The organism is Hyphomonas sp. BRH_c22, from assembly GCF_000961795.1.
Taxonomy (GTDB): Bacteria; Pseudomonadota; Alphaproteobacteria; order Caulobacterales; family Hyphomonadaceae; genus Hyphomonas.
This window is the reverse complement of record NZ_LADU01000019.1, coordinates 14,600-30,939: the sequence shown is the minus strand read 5'-3', so window position 1 is coordinate 30,939 and position 16,340 is coordinate 14,600. Positions and strand designations below refer to the sequence as shown.

Below are 16,340 nucleotides of genomic sequence, written 5' to 3'. Positions count from 1 at the left end.
GGACTATTCGTCGTCTCTTAGCGTTCGCCACTGGTCGCCGTCCAGCACTTCGAGGGGCTTGTAGCGACGCTTGTAGTCCATCTTCGGGCTGCCTTTGACCCAATAGCCGAGATAGACGTGCGGCAAGCCGAGGTCCTGGGCGTGCCGGATGTGGTCGAGGATCATGAAGTGGCCGAGGCCGCGCGATTCCATCGCCGGGTCGAAGAAGGTGTAGACCATCGAGAAACCGTCGCGCAGGACATCGGTGATCGACACCGCGATCAGGGGCGCGTCACTATCGGTGCCGTCACGATACTCGAAGATCAGGCTCTGCACCGGGCTGCCGCCGACCATGGTGACATAGTCGCGATAGGTCATTTCGGACATGCCGCCCTTGTCGTGGCGGGTTTTCACATAATCGCGAAGCAGGCGGAACTGTTCGCGCGTGGCGACGGCCTGGACCGGCGAGCGCACCAGCGAGGCATTGCGGGCGATGGCGCGGCGGTCATTGCGGGACTGGATGAATTCGCGCGTCGGCACGCGCACGCTGCGGCAGGCATTGCAGCGCGGGCAGGCGGGCCGGTAGGCGATGGTCTGGCTGCGTCGGAAGCCGGCCTGGCTGAGCGAATTGTGGATCGAGTCGGCGTCAGAGACGGCGAGATTGGTGAAAGCTTTGCGCTCGCGCATGCCGGGCAGATACGGGCACGGGCTGGGGTTCGTCACGTAGAAACGCAACGAGCGCTCGAGCCCGGCAGGCAAAATGTTGGAGTCCGTGAACTTCATGGTTTGAGACGATACACTTACAGATCAAACCGCCAAGGGGCGAAGATCGTAAAGACACACCAAAGTACCAAAACGAGCGGGGCGCCGAATTTCATGAAATCGCCGAATTTGTAGTGTCCGGGGCCCATGACGAGCATGTTGGTCTGGTAGGCGAAGGGGGTGGCGAAGCTGCAATTTGCCCCGTAGATCACGGCCAGAAGGAAGGGTAACGGGTCGCTGACGCCGAGTTCGGACGCCGCCGACAGGGCAATCGGCGAGAACAGGATCGCGGTGGCGGCATTGGTCAGCAGGTTGGTCAGGATGGCGACGCTGATGAACAGGGCCGAGAGGACCGCCAGCGTGCCGTACGGCGCCGCGAAGTTCACCACCGCATGTGCAATGGCTGCTGCAGCACCAGTCTTTTCAAGCGCCATGCCCATGGCGAGGGCCGCCCCGATGACAAGGAAGATGCGCAGGTCCAGCGAACGGCTGGCCTGGCGGGTGTTGACGCAGCCTAGAACCAGCATGGCGACGGCCGCCAGGACCGAGGCGTGAAGGATGGAGATGACACTGGTGGCGGCGAGGGCGACCATGGCGAGGGCGATGAGGCGGGCGGCGACGGCGCGGGTGGTGAGCGGGATTTCGGTCTGGGACCATTCGAGCAGGATGATGTCGCGGCTGGACCGCAATTCCCGGAAGGCATCGACCGGGCCGCACAGCAGCAGCGTGTCGCCGGATTCGAGCCGGATTTCGCCGAGCTTGGTGCGAATCATGCGGCTGCGGCGCTGGATGCCGAGGGTGACGGCGCGGGTGAGACGGCGGAAACCCAGCATCTCGACCGTGCGCCCGACCATGCGCGAGCCGGGCGCAATGACGGCTTCGGTGAGGGCGAGCGCGCCGGGACGGCTGTTATCGTCGAGGTCGCCGCCGGCCGATTCCCAGACCTGCTGGAGGAAGTCCGGCTGGCGGGCGAGGACGTTCTGGAGGGCGGCGCGGGTGGCGGCGACGATGACGAGGTCACCCGGCTGTAGGGTGATGTCCTCATAGGGCGGCAGGAAGGCGCGTTCGCCGCGCTGGATCATGCGGACGGTCATGTCGGGCAGGTCGGCAAACATGCCTGCGACGGGCTTCTTGCCCTTCAGGAAGTGGCCGAAGGTGACTTCGATCTGGGCGACGAACTGCTTGCCGGAGGGCTGGGCCAGCTCGTCGCTGAGGCCGCGGCGATTGGGCAGGAGGAATTTCGAGAAGATGGCAAGGTAGATAAACCCCGCGCCGGCAAGGATGAGGCCCATGGGCGACTGGTCGAAGAAGCCGAGCTGGCGGCCTTCGATGCGCTGGAAGGCCTCGGCAGCGAGCAGGTTGGTCGAGGTACCGATCAGTGTGGTCATGCCGGCAAAGATCGAGGCGAAGCTGAGCGGCATCATCAGCTTGGATTGCGAGGCATTCATCCGCTTGGCGATGGCGCTCATCACCGGCAGGAACATGATGACGATAGGCGTATTGTTGACGAAGGCGCTGGTCACGAAGACGCCGAGAAAGGCGAGGACGAGCGTGGCAATCGGGCGCTTTTCATAGCCGGCGACGAGCGCCTTTGTCGGCCCGTCGAGGGCGCCGGTCTGGAAGAGGCCCTGGCCGACGACGAGCAGGGCCATGATGGTGATCAGGGCCGGATTGCCGAAGCCGGACAGAAGCTCTGCCGCGCTGATGGGTGAACCGTCTGCGCCATGCGCGCCGGGAATTGTGAACAGCAGGAGCAAAGCCGCCATTACCCCGACAGAGACAAGCTCCATCGGCCAGCGGTCCGACATGTAGAAACCAATTGCAGCGAGAACAACCGCGAGGCTTGCCCACATGGGCCAGTGGGCCAGGAAGTCAGCGATCATCAAGGCTCCGGTTCTTCAGCGCGCACTGTCCCCCATACAGGTTATCAGTCGTGAATGTGAACCAGTATGCTGACGCGGCGGTTTGCTGACAAGTGCGGTTGGCCCGCCTGCAAGGGCCGCGTGTCTGCCAGACCTGTGACAGCGCGGATGCGGGCCGGTGCCAGACCGGCGGCGATCAGGGCGCGGCGGGCCTCATTGGCCCGGTCTGACGAGAGTTCCCAGTTGGAATAGGTCGAGCTGGCACCGCTGAAGGCATCGGTATGACCTTCGATGGACACAGGTTCGGAAAACTGCATCAGGACATGACCGGTTGTCTCGGCAAGGGCGAGGCCGGCTGGCGAGAAGGCACCGCTGCCCGAATCAAACAGCGGATTGCGCGCCGAATCGACAAGGTCGATGCGGACGCCGTCTGCTTCGCGGGCGAGGACAACACTGTCGCCCGCCGCGACAAGGCCCGATTGCTGGCTGAGCGCCGTGAACAGGCGGCCTGCAGCCGAACTGGTTTCAGCCGCCGCTGACTGGGCGGTGGGAGAGGTGTTGCTGTTGAAGTGTTTGGCGATTTCGTCACGGCCCTCGGGAGAGACGCCGCTGATGATCCACATCAGGAGAAAGAATGCCATGAGCGCGGTGAGGAAGTCGGCATAGGCCATCTTCCAGGTGCCCGTTTTGCGGGCAGGCGCGGCGGGCATTCTGCCCGCATACCGCCGAGAGTGAGTGGCAATCGCCATGCGCTCGAAATCCGGTCCTTCTGATCCGATGTGCCAGTCATAGCAGGCCATGGTGAAGGTCAGGTCTAAGGCAAGGGTAGGATTTAGATGAAATTTGATCTAATCCGCCTAGCATAACAGGAGACAGAGACATGGCGCGGACGGCATTCCTTGGACTTGGCGTGATGGGGTTTCACATGGCGGGGCACCTGGCCCGGGCCGGGCATCAGGTCAGCGTCTGGAACCGAACCGGTGCCAAGAGCGCGGCTTGGAAAAAGGCACACAAGGGCGAGGTCGCGAAAGATCCGGCAACCGCCGCCTTCGGCGCGGAATTCGTGTTCCTGTGCCTCGGCGATGACCCGGATGTGCGCACTGTATTTGACGCGCTGGAGCCGAGCCTCGGCGCCGGCATGATCGTGGTCGATCATACGACGGCGTCGGCCGGGCTGGCGCGTGAACTGTATGAGCGGTGCAAGGCCAAGGGGGCGCATTTCATTGACGCGCCGATCTCCGGCGGCGAAGCAGGCGCGGTGAATGGCAAGCTGACCATCATGTGCGGCGGAGACGAGCGTGCCTTCGCGGCGGCCGAGCCGGTGATGGCTGCGTTCGGCAAGTCGATGACGCTGATCGGTGACAGCGGCGCAGGGCAACTCGCCAAGTCCGTCAACCAGATCTGCATTGCGGGAATCGTGCAGGGCCTCGCCGAGGGGCTGCACTTTGCCGAGAAAGCCGGACTGGACGCGGCGAAAGTGATCGCGGCGATCAGTGGCGGTGCGGCCCAGAGCTGGCAGATGGAGAACCGCTGGGAGACGATGGTTGCCGGTCACTTCACGCATGGCTTTGCGGTCGACTGGATGCGCAAGGACCTGCGCATCACGCTGGAGGCAGCACGCGAGAATGGCGCGAGCCTGCCGATGACGGCGACGGTGGACCAGTATTATGCCGACGTTCAGGCGATGGGCGGCGCCCGCTGGGATACGAGCAGCCTGATTGCCCGCCTGAAGCGGGACGCATAGACAGTGCGGCGCCTCGACATCCATCTCGCCAGGGATGCAGCCTGTGACACGGTCATCCGTGCCATCAAGGCAGCGGACCCGATTGACTATGCCGTGATGGAGACAGAGCAGAAAGACCGCTGCCTGATCTCGGTGTTCATGCGCGAAGGCACCAACCAGGTTCTGATGGACAATCTGCAGACCGCGCTGGAGGGGCGCAAAGACTGGCGCATCACGGTGCTGCCAATCGAAGCGACTGCGCCGAAGCTGGAAGAAATCGAGGGAGACAAGGCGGTCCGCGCCGACCAGGCGACCCGCGAGGAATTGTTCTCGGATGTTTCCGACGGCGCGCGGTTTGGCCACAACTTCCTGATCATGGTTGTGCTGTCGACCATTGTGGCGGCGATCGGCCTCAACTCCAACGGCATTGCGGCGGTGATCGGTGCGATGGTGATCGCGCCGCTGCTGGGTCCGATTCTCGGCTTTTCGATGGGTGCGGCGCTGGGCGATTTCGACCTTCTGAAGCGCGGCGGCGCGACGCTGGTCATCGGGATTGGAACGGCGCTGGCGACCGCCTTTGCGATCTCTTTCCTGTTGCCGCTGAACCTGGAGAGTCATGAATTGATGTCACGGGCGGAGGTGCGTATCGACGGACTGGCGCTGGCCATGGCGGCGGGCAGCGCAGCGGCACTGTCCCTGACACAGGGAAAGGGCGAGGCGCTGGTCGGCGTGATGGTTGCCGCCGCCCTTCTGCCGCCGGGTGCGGCGCTGGGCCTGTTTGCCGGCGGCGGGGAATACGGGCTGGCCCTGCGCGCAGCGCTGCTGCTGGCACTGAACGTGGCAAGCCTGATCCTGTCGGCGCTGATCGTGTTCCGGCTGTGCAAAATCCGGCCGCGCAAGTGGATCGAGCAGAAGAATGCGACACGCGCGGTTTGGCTGAATGCCGGCCTGTCGGCCTTCTTCCTGGCCGTGGCCGTGGTCCTGATCCTGCTGCTGGACCTCGGCGCGCAGGTCGAAATAGGCTAAGTGCAGGATACTTTGGACCTTTTTGTCCCAAGGGTGTAGGGTGGGCTTTCCGCCCACAATAAAGGACTCAGTCGCACCCCTTATGACCGTAGTAGATACTGCCCTGAAAGCCCCGAAAACCCGTGTTGAACGCTATGTTGCCAGCCTGAGCGACCCTCAGCGCAAGGCCGAAGCCGAAGAGTTGCTGGCCATGTTTGGCCGCGCAACGGACCTTCCGGCCACGATTTGGGGAACCAGCAAGGTCGGCTATGGCCGTTATGCCTATGAGATGCCAGGCGGGCGCAAGAGCGAGTTCATGATGGCGGGCTTCGAGCCGGCCAAGAAGCATGTCGTGGTTTACCTTTCGCCGGACTTCGAGGACTTCACCGCGCCGCTGGAAATCCTCGGCAAGCACGAGAAGGGCAAGTCCTGCGTCTTCATCAAGGCACTGAAGGATGTGAACCTTGAGGCGCTGGAGGAACTGGTCCGGCTCGGACTGGCGTCCACAGAAAAGAACTTCAAGACCAGCGAGACCTAAGCGGAAGCCGGCATGGCGAAGGCAGAGAACAAGACCCAGCCGACCGCCGTTTCGCCCAGGGACTTTATTGCCGGTCTCGGCCATGCCGGGCGCAAGGCCGATGCCGAAACGCTGCTGGCCTGGTTCGAGGCGGTCACCGGCCTGCCGCCCCGGATGTGGGGCCCGTCGATCATCGGGTTCGGGCGTTATCACTACAAATATGCCAGCGGACGGGAAGGCGACTTCCTGATGACCGGATTTTCGCCGCGCAAGGCGTCGATGGTCGTCTACATCATGCCCGGATACCGCGACATGTCCGAGCTGCTCGCGAAACTCGGCAAGCACAGGATCGGGTCATCCTGCCTGTACATCAACAGGTTGTCGGACGTGGACATGGACGTGCTGGCCCATATCGTCACCGATGGGCTCGCCTATATGCGGGAAAACTACGAGACCTGGGACACATGATGGCCGCTGCTTCCGGCATCCGGTGATGGCGCTAGGCCGGGTAGCAGGTCTTCGAGGAAGAAGGCGGAAAGAGCGGAGCGGCCGGACAGGCCCGCCTTGCGGTACAGGGCACGCGATTGCTCCCTCACCGTCCGCTCACTGGTCTGGCGCAGGTCTGCGATTTCCTTGTGGCTGAGCCCCTTGAGCAGGAAGAGGCCGATTTCAGCCTCGGCCGCCGTCAGTTCCCAGAGCGTGAACTGGTTCTGGATTGCTGCACCAAGCCCGAGCACAAGTTCCCGGTTCGCCTCGCGCCACTGATTGGCCTCACTGCGCGCCACGGTCAGGTCTGACCGGACCCGGCTGAACTGCCGCAGCAAGAGGGCTGCGCCGGTGGCGGCCACGAGCAGGGCGAAGCTTTCCACGGCGATGTGGAGGAAGCCGGCGCCTTCGCCGCGGTCCATCACAAGGTCTGCCGCGATCAGCAGGGCAATGAGGGCAAACAGGGCCGCAGGGCCGATGAGGCGCCACCGATCGCTTGTGTCATCCGACATATGAAGCCTCCTGCCTTCCCTGTTGTGACTGATCCCGTCACATGACGAATTGCGCTGCAAGGCCACGCGCCTGACCTTACCGCCAAGTCTGGAACAGGGAATGTGGCATGACCGACACCGAAACCAACAAGACGATACGCGTATGGGACCCGATTGTGCGGATCGGCCATTGGGTGCTGGTGGCCGGATTCTTCACCGCCTATTTCACGGGCGACGAGTTTTTCCAGCAGCATTTGTGGGCGGGCTATGTGGTCGCGTCGACGGTTGCGATCCGGATCGTGTGGGGCTTCATCGGGCCGAAGCATGCGCGGTTCTCCAGTTTTGTCCGCTCGCCGGCCGCCATCGGCGCCTATCTTGGTGGGCTGATGACAGGCCGGGCGAAGCGGCATGTCGGGCACAATCCGGCGGGAGGCGCGATGATCCTGGCGCTGCTCATCAGCCTGGCCGGCACGGCCGGCACGGGTATGGCGCTGTATGCCGTCGAGGACAACAAGGGCCCGCTGGCGGGCATTATCACAGCCAGCCCGCAACAGGCTGAACCGGCCTATACGGGCGCGCGCGGCGATGATGACGATGATGCCGAGGGTGAGACCGGTGAGCACGAGGGCGGGGAAGAGATGTGGGAGGGGCTTCACAGTGCCTTCGTCTACCTCACACTTGCGCTGGTGGCCCTGCATGTCGGCGGTGTTGTGTTTTCGAGCCTCTCACACCGGGAAAATCTCGTCCGGGCCATGGTGACGGGCATGAAACGGCCTGAGTAGCGGCGGCGAGGCATACGAACACGGTCCCGCGATGAGCTCATTGCGGGACCGTCGGCACCAGGACTAGCCCGGTCGCGGATGCGTGGCCTGTGGATAGATCTGTGGACGTCTTTATGAATTTGCTGGGGGCGGGCTGTTAGAATCCCAGCGATAACTGGCCTCCCGGCGTGTCGAGCGGGCGGAACAGGTCGGTGCGCAGGTCGGGGCGCGGAGTGTCCAGGCCGAGTCGCTTTGTCTCGCGTGCAAATCGCTGGCCGATCATCTGGGCGACCGGGCCGCGTCCGGTTCCGCGTTCGAACCAGCGGGCGTCATAATCCCGCCCGTTGCGCATTTCGCGGATCGTGTTGATCACTTTCGCGGCCCGGTCCGGCACGTGGGCGACCAGCCATTCATGGAAGAGGTCCTTGATCTCGTAGGGCAGACGCAGAAGCACATAGCCGGCGCCGCTGGCGCCATGTGCGGCTGCGGCTTCAAGCAGGGATTCGATTTCATGGTCGGTCAGCCCGGGAATGATGGGTGCGGTCATCACCGTGACCGGTATGCCCGCGTCGGACAGGACACGGATGGTCTGGAGGCGGCGCGCGGGCGTGGCTGCGCGCGGCTCCATCTTGCGGGCGAGGGTGCGGTCGAGCGTGGTGACCGACACGCCAACCCGGGCGAGGCCCATGCTGGCCATCGGGCCAATGATGTCAATATCGCGCTCGATCAGGGATGACTTGGTCAGGAGGCTGACCGGGTGCCGGTAGGCCAGCAGGATCTTCAACACTTCCCGCGTCAGGCCCGTATCCCGCTCCACTGGCTGGAAGGCATCGGTATTCATGCCGAGCGCAATCGGGCGCGGGCGATAGCCGGGCCGCGACAATTCCCGCTTCAGCAGCTCTGGCGCGTTCGGCTTGAAGAAAAGCCGGCTCTCGAAATCGAGGCCTGCCGACAGGCCGTCATAGGCATGGCTCGGCCGAGCAAAGCAATAGCTGCAGCCATGCTCGCACCCCCGATAGGGATTGATTGTCCGGTCAAAGGATATGTCGGGCGACTTGTTGAACGTGATGATCGTCTTGGCCGATTCCTGCGTAAGCGTCGTCTCCAGGCGGGCGGCCGCTTCCTCCACCGTGTCCCAGCCATCGTCAAAGGCGTGCCGTGTTTCGGGCTCATACCGGCCGGTCTGGTTGGACACGGCGCCGCGTCCGCGCTGATCAAGGCGCTCGGCCGCTTGCCGGGTTTCCAGCAGTGTGACGCGCCCTTTGGAGTTCAGTTTCTGTCCGGTTCTCATGGGGTCATTTGCCCACACCACAAAGAACAAAACAAGAACAAATTCTATTGTGTCGACTAAAATATGTGGATGGATCGCATTCCCGAAGATCAGCCCCCGCAGATCCTGCTTCGGGGCTGTTACAGGATCGCCGGCAGATTCAGGCCTTTCTCACGGGCGCAATCGAGCGCGGCGTCATATCCCGCGTCGGCGTGGCGCATGACCCCAGATGCCGGATCGTTCCAGAGAACGCGCGCGATGCGGCGGGCAGCATCTGCGGTGCCATCGGCGACGATGACCATTCCGGCATGCTGGGAATAGCCCATGCCGACCCCTCCGCCATGATGCAGGCTGACCCATGTTGCGCCAGACGCCGTGTTGAGCAGCGCATTCAGGAGCGGCCAGTCGGAGACCGCGCTTGAGCCGTCTTTCATCGCTTCGGTTTCCCTGTTGGGGCTGGCAACCGATCCGCTGTCGAGGTGATCGCGGCCAATCACGATCGGGGCGCTCAATTCGCCGCTGGCGACCATATCGTTGAAGGCGAGCCCGAGGCGGTCACGGTCGCCCAGCCCGACCCAGCAGATGCGCGCCGGCAGGCCCTGGAATGCGATCCGGTCGCGCGCCATGTCGAGCCACCTGTGCAGGTGGGCATCATCCGGCAGCAGTTCCTTGACCTTCCGGTCCGTCTTGTAGATGTCTTCCGGATCGCCCGAGAGCGCGACCCAGCGGAACGGGCCGACGCCCCGGCAGAACAGCGGGCGGATATAGGCCGGAACAAAGCCCGGGAAGTCGAAGGCGTTTTCGAGGCCCGCATCAAAGGCGACCTGCCGGATATTGTTGCCATAGTCGAGCGTGGGAATGCCTGTGTTCCAGAAGTCCAGCATGGCCTGGACCTGTACTTTCATCGACGCGCAGGCCGCGCGTTCGACAGCCTTCGGATCGCTTTCCTGCTTCTCTTTCCATTCTGCCATCGTCCAGCCGATGGGCAGGTAGCCGTGGATGGGGTCGTGCGCCGAGGTCTGGTCTGTCACCAGGTCCGGGCGAACGCCGCGCCTGACCAGTTCCGGGAAGATGTCGCCCGCATTGCCGCAAAGGCCGACAGATTTGGCCTCGCCCGCCGCTGTCCACTGTTCGATCAGGGCGAGGGCCTCGTCGAGGCTGTCGGTCTTTTCGTCGAGATACCGGGTGCGCAGTCTGAAATCGATACTGTCCGGGTTGCACTCGACGGCGAGGCAGCAAGCGCCTGCCATGGCCGCCGCAAGGGGCTGGGCACCTCCCATGCCGCCGAGACCGCCCGTGAGAATCCACTTTCCCTTGAGGTTGCCATCATAATGCTGGCGCCCCGCCTCGACAAAAGTTTCATACGTGCCCTGAACAATCCCCTGCGTGCCGATATAAATCCACGAGCCGGCTGTCATTTGGCCGTACATCATCAGGCCCTTCTTATCGAGCTCGTTGAAATGATCCCAGGTCGCCCAGTGCGGCACCAGGTTCGAGTTGGCGATCAGGACGCGCGGAGCATCCCTGTGCGTGCGGAAGACGCCGACAGGCTTGCCGGACTGGACCAGAAGGGTCTCTTCTTCTGTCAGGGTTTTCAGGGTTTCGATGATCTTGTCGAAGTCGGGCCATGTCCGCGCGGCGCGGCCGATGCCGCCATAGACGACCAGTTCGTCGGGATTTTCGGCAACGTCCCGGTCAAGATTGTTCTGGAGCATCCGGAAGGGCGCCTCGGTGGTCCAGGACAGGCAGTTGAGTTCGGTGCCTGTCGGGCTTTTGATGTCGCGTCTGTTCTTGCAGGGTGTGTCCATGTCAGGTCTCCGTCTTTAGGCTTGAGCTTGCCGTGTCTTCGACGGCCTTCAGGATCGTGCCGAGCAGGTCCCGGAGCGGGGCCGCGTGGCTGGCGGAATAGGCAAAGGGCGGCGTTTCGGATTCGAGGTAGCAGCGCTGGACCAGTTCCATCTGGATCGCATGCACGCCTGTTTCCGGCCGGCCATAATGGCGGGTGGTCCATCCGCCCTTGAAGCGGCCATTCACGACATGGCTGTATACGGGTGATTGCGCGCATATGGCGGCGACTGCGGAGGTGATGGCTGGCGCGCAGGACCGTCCGCTATTGTCACCGATATTCAGGTCAGGCAGCTGGTTGTCGAACAGGTACGGGATTTCAGACCGGATGGAGTGGCAGTCATAGAGGACCGCAAAGCCATGCTTCGCCTTTACCCGCGCAATCTCAGCCTCCAGGGCCGCGTGATAGACGCGGTGGAAAGACCCGATGCGCTGCGCGATGTCAGACTTTGCCGGGTTCGCATGCCAGATCAGCTCGCCGTCGAAGGTGCTGGTTGGGACGAGTTCGGTGACATTCAGGCCGGGATAAAGGCTGGTGCCCTCAGGGTCGCGGTTCGCGTCGATGACATAGCGGCTGAAATTGGCGCGGACGATTGATGCGCTGGGCAGCAGGCCGTCATAGAGCTGGGGCACGTGCCAGTCCGTATCGCGCAATTCCTGGCCGAGACTGTTCAGGCGGGCGAAAATGTCGTCCGGAACGAAGGTGCCTGAATGGGGCTGGCCGAGAATGACGGGACCTGTGCCAGGGATGATAGTGACGGGGGTCATGGCATCAGTCCTATGGGAGTGGTTCCGCCGTTCAGATCACAAAGGGCGCCGGTCTCGAGGACAAGGTGGGAAAGGGCTTCGATGTCGGGGCTGACCATGCGGTCATCGTCGAGCGGCGGGCAATGTTTCCGGATGGTGGCGATCACGCCGGCGAGGCGGCCGCTGGTTTTCAGGGGCGCGCGCAACTCGATGCCCTGCGCGCCGCACATGGCTTCGATGCCCAGAATGCCGGCCAGGTTGGTGTTCATCTCCAGCAACCGGCGCGCGGCATGGCAGGCCATGGACACATGGTCTTCCTGGTTGGCCGAGGTCGGGGTTGAATCCACCGAGCGCGGATTCGAGAGCGACTTGTTTTCGCTCATCAGCGCTGCAGACGTCACCTCTGCGATCATCAGGCCCGACTTGAGGCCCGGGTCCGGCGCAAGGAAGGCCGGAAGGCCGAAGCTGAGAGCGGGGTCGACCAGCATGGCGATCCGGCGCTGGGCGATACTGCCGATCTCGGAGATGGCGATGGCGGCCTGGTCGGCGGCGAGGGCGACCGGCTCGGCATGGAAGTTTCCGCCGGAGACGATCTCGCCACTGGACAGGACAAGCGGGTTGTCAGTCGCTGCGTTGGACTCGATTTTCAGCGTCACGCCCACCTGCCGGAGCTGGTCGAGGCAGGCGCCGATCACCTGGGGCGCGCACCTGAGGCAATAGGGATCCTGCACCCGCTCGTCGCCACTCTTGTGGCTTTCCCGAATCTCCGATCCCTGAAGAAGTTCGCGCAGGCGGCGGGCGCTGTCGATCTGCCCCTGATGCCCGCGCAGCTGATGGATTTCGTCGCTGAACGGTGCGCTGGACCCCATGGCCGCGTCAATCGACAGGGCGGCTGTCGTGAGCGATGACACGGACAGCCGCCAGGCGCCGAACAATCCTGCGAGCGCGAGGGCGGTTGATACCTGGGTGCCATTGAGAAGTGCGAGCCCTTCCTTGGCCTGCAACTCGACGGGAACGAGTCCTGCTTTTTGTAGGGCCTGTCCCGACGGCATCCGCTTGCCGCGATAAAACACTTCGCCTTCGCCGATCAGGCTGGCCGCCATGTGGGCGAGCGGGGCAAGGTCGCCCGACGCACCGACCGATCCCTTGGCCGGAATGACGGGCAGGATGCCGGCCCGCGCCATGTTCTGGATATGCTCGATGAGTTCGGGGCGAACGCCTGAAGCGCCCCGCCCGAGGGAAATGCATTTGAGCGCCATGATGAGGCGGACGACATTGGAGGGGAGCGGCTCACCGACCCCTGCGCAATGGGAGCGGACCAGGTTTTTCTGGAGGGCCTTGAGCTTGTGATCGTCGATGCGGATGGAGGCGAGTTTTCCAAAGCCCGTGTTGACGCCGTAGATTGCATCACCGCTCCTGATCCGGTCGACCAGGGCGGCTGCCGATTCCGCGACGCGCGTGTAAGCCGACAGGTCAAGCTGGAAGGCATTGCCGCCGCGATAGAGGGTTTCCAGATCGCGGAGGGATACGTGGCCTGGCGTAAGTGAAATCATCATGCCGCGATCCCGGTCGAGAGGCGCTTGTGGAGTGGTGAGCCGCCGATCCAGTATGACAGTTCGGACGGGTGTTCGACATCCCAGACGGCGAGTTCGGCACGGGCGCTGATTGTGATCTCGCCGTACTCGCCTGACAGCCCCAGCGCCCTGGCGGCGCATCGGGTCGTGCCGGCCAGCGCTTCTTCAGGTGTGAGGGCGAATTCGGTGCAGGCCATGTTCATGGCGGTCAGGATGGACGAGATCGGTGAGGTGCCGGGATTGCAGTCCGTCGCAATGGCGATGGCGACGCCATGGTCACGCAGGGCGGCGACCGGCGGCAGCCTGGTTTCCTTCAGCGTGTAGAAGGCGCCGGGAAGCAGCACGGCAACGGTTCCGGCGGCGGCAAAGGCTTCGACATCGGCGTCGGTCAGGTATTCCAGATGATCAGCCGAAAGCGCCGAATAGCGGGCGGCCAGGAGCGCGCCCTTCTGGTCGGAGAGCTGTTCGGCATGTAGCTTGACGGGAAGGCCCAGTGAATGCGCGGCCTGGAAGACGCGTTCGATCTGCCCGGGTGTAAAGGCGAAGGTTTCGCAGAACCCGTCGACGGCGTCGACGAGGCCTTCGGCAGATGCCTGCACAAGGCCGGGGATTGCAACCTCGTCGATATAGGCGTCGGGGCGTCCGGAGTAGTTGGCTGGCACGGCATGAGCGGCGAGCCAGGTTGTCCTGACATTGACCGGACGCAGGGTTTCCAGGTGGCGCGCGACACGCAGCATGCGCATTTCATCATCAATGGTCAGTCCGTAGCCGGATTTTATCTCGACGACGGCGACGCCTTCGCCGATGAGGCTGTCGAGGCGACGCAGGGATTGCTCGACCAGTTGATCGAAGCTCGCTGTCCGGGTGGCAGCGACGGTTGAGGCTATGCCCCCACCGCTGCGGGCGATCTCTTCATAGCTGGCGCCGCGCAGGCGCTGTTCGAATTCGCGGGCGCGGTTGCCGCCGAAAACCATATGCGTGTGGCAATCGATGAGCGCGGGCGTCACGAGGCGGCCATCGAGGCTTTCAGTTGGCGTGTCCTGGAACTCCGCCGGCTTGTGCTCTGCCTTGCCGGTCCAGACGATGCGTCCGCCGCGAATGGCGAAGGCTGCGTCGGGGATGAGGCCGTAGTCTGCCTCTCCCCATTTCATCGAGGCCAAAGTGCAATCGGAGAAGAAAACAGCTTTCGTCATCGCCCTTGTTATTCGCGTTCGATTTGATATTTTGTATGCACATAATAATCCGGGCGCAAGCGTGATGACAACCAGAATTTTTGCCAGACAGGCGCTGATGGCAGATGGCTGGCGGGCGAATGTGACCGTCGAAGTAGATGAAGCCGGGTTGATTTCCGGTGTGTCGGACACCGACGGGCGGGCCGACCATCGAGTCGGTGTTTTGCTGCCTGCACTCTCGAACGTGCACAGTCACAGTTTCCAGAGGGCGATGGCGGGGCTGGCCGAAACGCGCGGCCCGACGGCGATTGATGATTTCTGGACCTGGCGGCAGGTCATGTACCGGTTCCTCGAAATCCTGTCGCCGGACGATATCCAGGTGATTGCCGCGCAGGTTCAGATGGAGATGCTGGAAGCGGGTTATGCCGCGCAGGCCGAATTCCATTACCTGCACCATGCGCCGGGCGGACGGGCCTATGCGCAGGTCGAGGAAACCTCCCTCCGGCATATCGAGGCGGCCCGGTTGACGGGCATCGGCTTCACGCACCTGCCGGTGCTTTACATGCAGGGCGGCCTGGACGGAAGCGCGCTCGAAGGCGGGCAGTTACGGTTCGGCTGCAGCCTCGACGCGTTCCAGACCCTGCATTCCAGACTGTCGGGCCACTTCGCGGACCTGCCGGATGATTTCGTGCTAGGTGTTGCGCCGCATTCGCTGCGCGCTGTTTCGGCAGAAGGGCTGCGCGCGTCCGTGCAGCTGGGAGAGGGCGGGCCGGTGCACATCCATGCGGCCGAACAGGTGGGCGAAGTGCGGGAAGTGGTGGATGCGCTGGGCGCGCGCCCGGTCCGGTGGCTTCTGGACAATATGCCGGTCGATCACCACTGGTGCTTCATCCACGCGACACAGATGGATCCAGCAGAAACGGTTGATCTGGCAGGGTCAGGCGCGGTGGCGGGCCTCTGCCCGATTACCGAGGCCAATCTGGGCGATGGCATCTTCGATGGGGCGCGGTATCTGCAGGCGGGTGGCCGGATCGGGATAGGTTCGGATTCGAATGTGAAGATCGCCCTGACGGAAGAGTTGCGCATGCTGGAAGTGTCGCAACGGCTTCGCGACCGGCAGCGGGTGATCCTGACGGAACAGGCCGTGCCGTCGAATGGGCGGTATCTCTATGAGCGCGCGGCGCGCGGGGGTGCGCAGGCAATCGGGCGCAATGCGGGGCGGATCGAGGTGGGCGCACTGGCGGACCTGACGGCACTTGACGATGCTAACCCTGCGATCTGCGCGCTGAAGCAGGACACGGTGCTGGATGCCTGGATTTTTGCCGGATCAGATGGCGTGGTCAGCGATGTCTGGGCTGCAGGGCGGCATATGGTCAGCGGCGGCAGGCATATCCATCACGAGCGGATCGCGCGCGATTTTACGCAGACAATCTACCGGCTGAGAGAGGCCCTATGAGCGGCAATTCACATCACGCGATCCGTCAGTCCATACTGGAGCGGATCCAGAGCGGCGAATGGGCGCTGGGCGAGCGCATTCCGGGTGAAGCCATGCTGGCGGACGAGTATGGCTGCGCGCGGGTGACGATAAATCGCGCGCTTCAGGGACTGGCGAATGATGGCCTTGTCGTCAGGAAGCGCAAGGGCGGAACGCGCGTATGCGACATGCCGGTGCGCCAGGCGAAGTTCAATATTCCGGTCGTTCGCGAACAGGTCGAGTCGCTCGGCAGCGCCTACAGCCACCAGCTCACGCGCAGGGCCGACAAGGTGCCGCCCGCTGCCATCAGCACCAGGCTGGGCCTGCCGGCGGGGGCAAAGGCGCTTCATCTCGACACGGTCCATCTCGCAGACGGGCGGCCATTCGCTTTCGAAACGCGCTGGGTGAATACACGGGTCGTACCCACGATCATGGATGCGCCGCTGGACACTGTCAGTGCCAATGAGTGGCTGGTGCAGACGGTTCCGTTTTCTGGCGGAGACGTCGTGTTCTCGGCGGTCAATGCCGACAAGGCGGTGTCGAGCGCGCTCGACGTGCGCGAAGGGACGGCCGTATTCGTGATTGATCGCACGACGTCGCTTGCGGGCGAGTTCATCACGACGATGAAACTGTACTATCGCGAAGGCTACCAGCTCCATTCACGCCTGTAGG

At 63.4% G+C, this 16,340-nt stretch carries 16 protein-coding genes; 7 read left to right on the top strand and 9 right to left on the bottom strand.

Features of this window, described 5'->3' with window-relative positions; genetic code table 11:
* Positions 1-3 precede the first annotated feature (3 nt).
* The 3 genes from VR74_RS02790 to VR74_RS02780 are packed head-to-tail and all read right to left on the bottom strand — an operon-like array spanning position 4 to position 3,403.
* Positions 4-762, bottom strand: a complete 759-nt coding sequence (locus VR74_RS02790; protein ID WP_045694232.1) for an arginyltransferase — start codon at positions 760-762, stop codon at positions 4-6.
* Between the two features lie 17 nt (positions 763-779).
* Entirely contained in the window at positions 780-2,624 is a 1,845-nt protein-coding gene (locus VR74_RS02785; protein WP_045694230.1) for an SLC13 family permease, read from the bottom strand.
* 44 nt (positions 2,625-2,668) lie between these two features.
* Positions 2,669-3,403: a flagellar motor protein MotB gene (locus tag VR74_RS02780; protein WP_045694229.1), complete on the bottom strand. Its 735-nt coding sequence runs from the start codon at positions 3,401-3,403 to the stop codon at positions 2,669-2,671.
* Positions 3,404-3,483: 80 nt separating this feature from the next.
* On the opposite strand from VR74_RS02780, the gene VR74_RS02775 reads away from it, so the two are divergent.
* The 4 genes from VR74_RS02775 (at position 3,484) to VR74_RS02760 (ending at position 6,316) form a co-directional block, all read left to right on the top strand.
* Positions 3,484-4,347: an NAD(P)-dependent oxidoreductase gene (locus VR74_RS02775; RefSeq protein WP_045694227.1), complete on the top strand. Its 864-nt coding sequence runs from the start codon at positions 3,484-3,486 to the stop codon at positions 4,345-4,347.
* 3 nt (positions 4,348-4,350) lie between these two features.
* Positions 4,351-5,352 (top strand): TIGR00341 family protein, encoded by a 1,002-nt coding sequence (locus VR74_RS02770; RefSeq protein ID WP_045694225.1) that lies wholly within the window; start codon positions 4,351-4,353, stop codon positions 5,350-5,352.
* 82 nt (positions 5,353-5,434) lie between these two features.
* Entirely contained in the window at positions 5,435-5,869 is a 435-nt protein-coding gene (locus VR74_RS02765; RefSeq protein ID WP_045694223.1) for a DUF1801 domain-containing protein, read from the top strand.
* Positions 5,870-5,881: 12 nt separating this feature from the next.
* Positions 5,882-6,316, top strand: a complete 435-nt coding sequence (locus tag VR74_RS02760) for a DUF1801 domain-containing protein (RefSeq protein WP_045694221.1) — start codon at positions 5,882-5,884, stop codon at positions 6,314-6,316.
* Here VR74_RS02760 and VR74_RS02755 read toward each other — a convergent pair.
* Positions 6,295-6,846 carry a response regulator transcription factor gene (locus VR74_RS02755; RefSeq protein WP_045694220.1) on the bottom strand — a complete coding sequence of 184 codons (552 nt, stop codon included), beginning with the start codon at positions 6,844-6,846 and terminating at the stop codon, positions 6,295-6,297. The two genes, VR74_RS02760 and VR74_RS02755, sit on opposite strands and share 22 nt — an antisense overlap.
* Before the next feature lie 107 nt (positions 6,847-6,953).
* Between VR74_RS02755 and VR74_RS02750 the strand changes: the two genes are divergently transcribed.
* Entirely contained in the window at positions 6,954-7,607 is a 654-nt protein-coding gene (locus VR74_RS02750; RefSeq protein ID WP_045694218.1) for a cytochrome b/b6 domain-containing protein, read from the top strand.
* Positions 7,608-7,743: 136 nt separating this feature from the next.
* Here VR74_RS02750 and VR74_RS02745 read toward each other — a convergent pair whose 3' ends face one another.
* From VR74_RS02745 to hutI, 5 genes are all read right to left on the bottom strand, one after another.
* Complete coding sequence (locus VR74_RS02745; protein ID WP_299949430.1) at positions 7,744-8,877, bottom strand: PA0069 family radical SAM protein; 1,134 nt, start codon at positions 8,875-8,877, stop codon at positions 7,744-7,746.
* 119 nt (positions 8,878-8,996) lie between these two features.
* Positions 8,997-10,664 (bottom strand): urocanate hydratase, encoded by a 1,668-nt coding sequence (gene hutU, locus VR74_RS02740; RefSeq protein ID WP_045694216.1) that lies wholly within the window; start codon positions 10,662-10,664, stop codon positions 8,997-8,999.
* A 1-nt stretch (position 10,665) separates the two neighbouring features.
* Positions 10,666-11,469, bottom strand: a complete 804-nt coding sequence (hutG, locus tag VR74_RS02735) for an N-formylglutamate deformylase (RefSeq protein ID WP_045694215.1) — start codon at positions 11,467-11,469, stop codon at positions 10,666-10,668.
* Positions 11,466-13,004 (bottom strand): histidine ammonia-lyase, encoded by a 1,539-nt coding sequence (gene hutH / locus VR74_RS02730; RefSeq protein WP_045694213.1) that lies wholly within the window; start codon positions 13,002-13,004, stop codon positions 11,466-11,468. The genes hutG and hutH overlap by 4 nt, the downstream gene beginning before the upstream one ends.
* Positions 13,001-14,215, bottom strand: a complete 1,215-nt coding sequence (gene hutI, locus VR74_RS02725; protein ID WP_045694211.1) for an imidazolonepropionase — start codon at positions 14,213-14,215, stop codon at positions 13,001-13,003. Before hutI ends, hutH begins: the two co-directional genes overlap by 4 nt.
* A 64-nt stretch (positions 14,216-14,279) precedes the next feature.
* Between hutI and VR74_RS02720 the strand changes: the two genes are divergently transcribed.
* Both VR74_RS02720 and VR74_RS02715 read left to right on the top strand, forming a co-directional pair.
* Positions 14,280-15,650: a formimidoylglutamate deiminase gene (locus tag VR74_RS02720; protein WP_045694209.1), complete on the top strand. Its 1,371-nt coding sequence runs from the start codon at positions 14,280-14,282 to the stop codon at positions 15,648-15,650.
* Positions 15,647-16,339, top strand: coding sequence for a UTRA domain-containing protein (locus tag VR74_RS02715; RefSeq protein ID WP_045694207.1), 693 nt, complete (start codon positions 15,647-15,649; stop codon positions 16,337-16,339). The genes VR74_RS02720 and VR74_RS02715 overlap by 4 nt, the downstream gene beginning before the upstream one ends.
* The last annotated feature ends 1 nt before the right edge of the window (position 16,340 follow it).

Bases quoted from the DNA above. Each gene is read 5' to 3' on its own strand.
- VR74_RS02790 (WP_045694232.1), bottom strand. From the start codon at position 762: ATGAAGTTCACGGACTCCAACATTTTGCCTGCCGGGCTCGAGCGCTCG.
- VR74_RS02785 (WP_045694230.1), bottom strand. From the start codon at position 2,624: ATGATCGCTGACTTCCTGGCCCACTGGCCCATGTGGGCAAGCCTCGCG.
- VR74_RS02780 (WP_045694229.1), bottom strand. From the start codon at position 3,403: ATGGCCTGCTATGACTGGCACATCGGATCAGAAGGACCGGATTTCGAG.
- VR74_RS02775 (WP_045694227.1), top strand. From the start codon at position 3,484: ATGGCGCGGACGGCATTCCTTGGACTTGGCGTGATGGGGTTTCACATG.
- VR74_RS02765 (WP_045694223.1), top strand. From the start codon at position 5,435: ATGACCGTAGTAGATACTGCCCTGAAAGCCCCGAAAACCCGTGTTGAA.
- VR74_RS02760 (WP_045694221.1), top strand. From the start codon at position 5,882: ATGGCGAAGGCAGAGAACAAGACCCAGCCGACCGCCGTTTCGCCCAGG.
- VR74_RS02755 (WP_045694220.1), bottom strand. From the start codon at position 6,846: ATGTCGGATGACACAAGCGATCGGTGGCGCCTCATCGGCCCTGCGGCC.
- VR74_RS02750 (WP_045694218.1), top strand. From the start codon at position 6,954: ATGACCGACACCGAAACCAACAAGACGATACGCGTATGGGACCCGATT.
- VR74_RS02745 (WP_299949430.1), bottom strand. From the start codon at position 8,877: ATGAGAACCGGACAGAAACTGAACTCCAAAGGGCGCGTCACACTGCTG.
- hutU (WP_045694216.1), bottom strand. From the start codon at position 10,664: ATGGACACACCCTGCAAGAACAGACGCGACATCAAAAGCCCGACAGGC.
- hutG (WP_045694215.1), bottom strand. From the start codon at position 11,469: ATGACCCCCGTCACTATCATCCCTGGCACAGGTCCCGTCATTCTCGGC.
- hutH (WP_045694213.1), bottom strand. From the start codon at position 13,004: ATGATGATTTCACTTACGCCAGGCCACGTATCCCTCCGCGATCTGGAA.
- hutI (WP_045694211.1), bottom strand. From the start codon at position 14,215: ATGACGAAAGCTGTTTTCTTCTCCGATTGCACTTTGGCCTCGATGAAA.
- VR74_RS02720 (WP_045694209.1), top strand. From the start codon at position 14,280: ATGACAACCAGAATTTTTGCCAGACAGGCGCTGATGGCAGATGGCTGG.
- VR74_RS02715 (WP_045694207.1), top strand. From the start codon at position 15,647: ATGAGCGGCAATTCACATCACGCGATCCGTCAGTCCATACTGGAGCGG.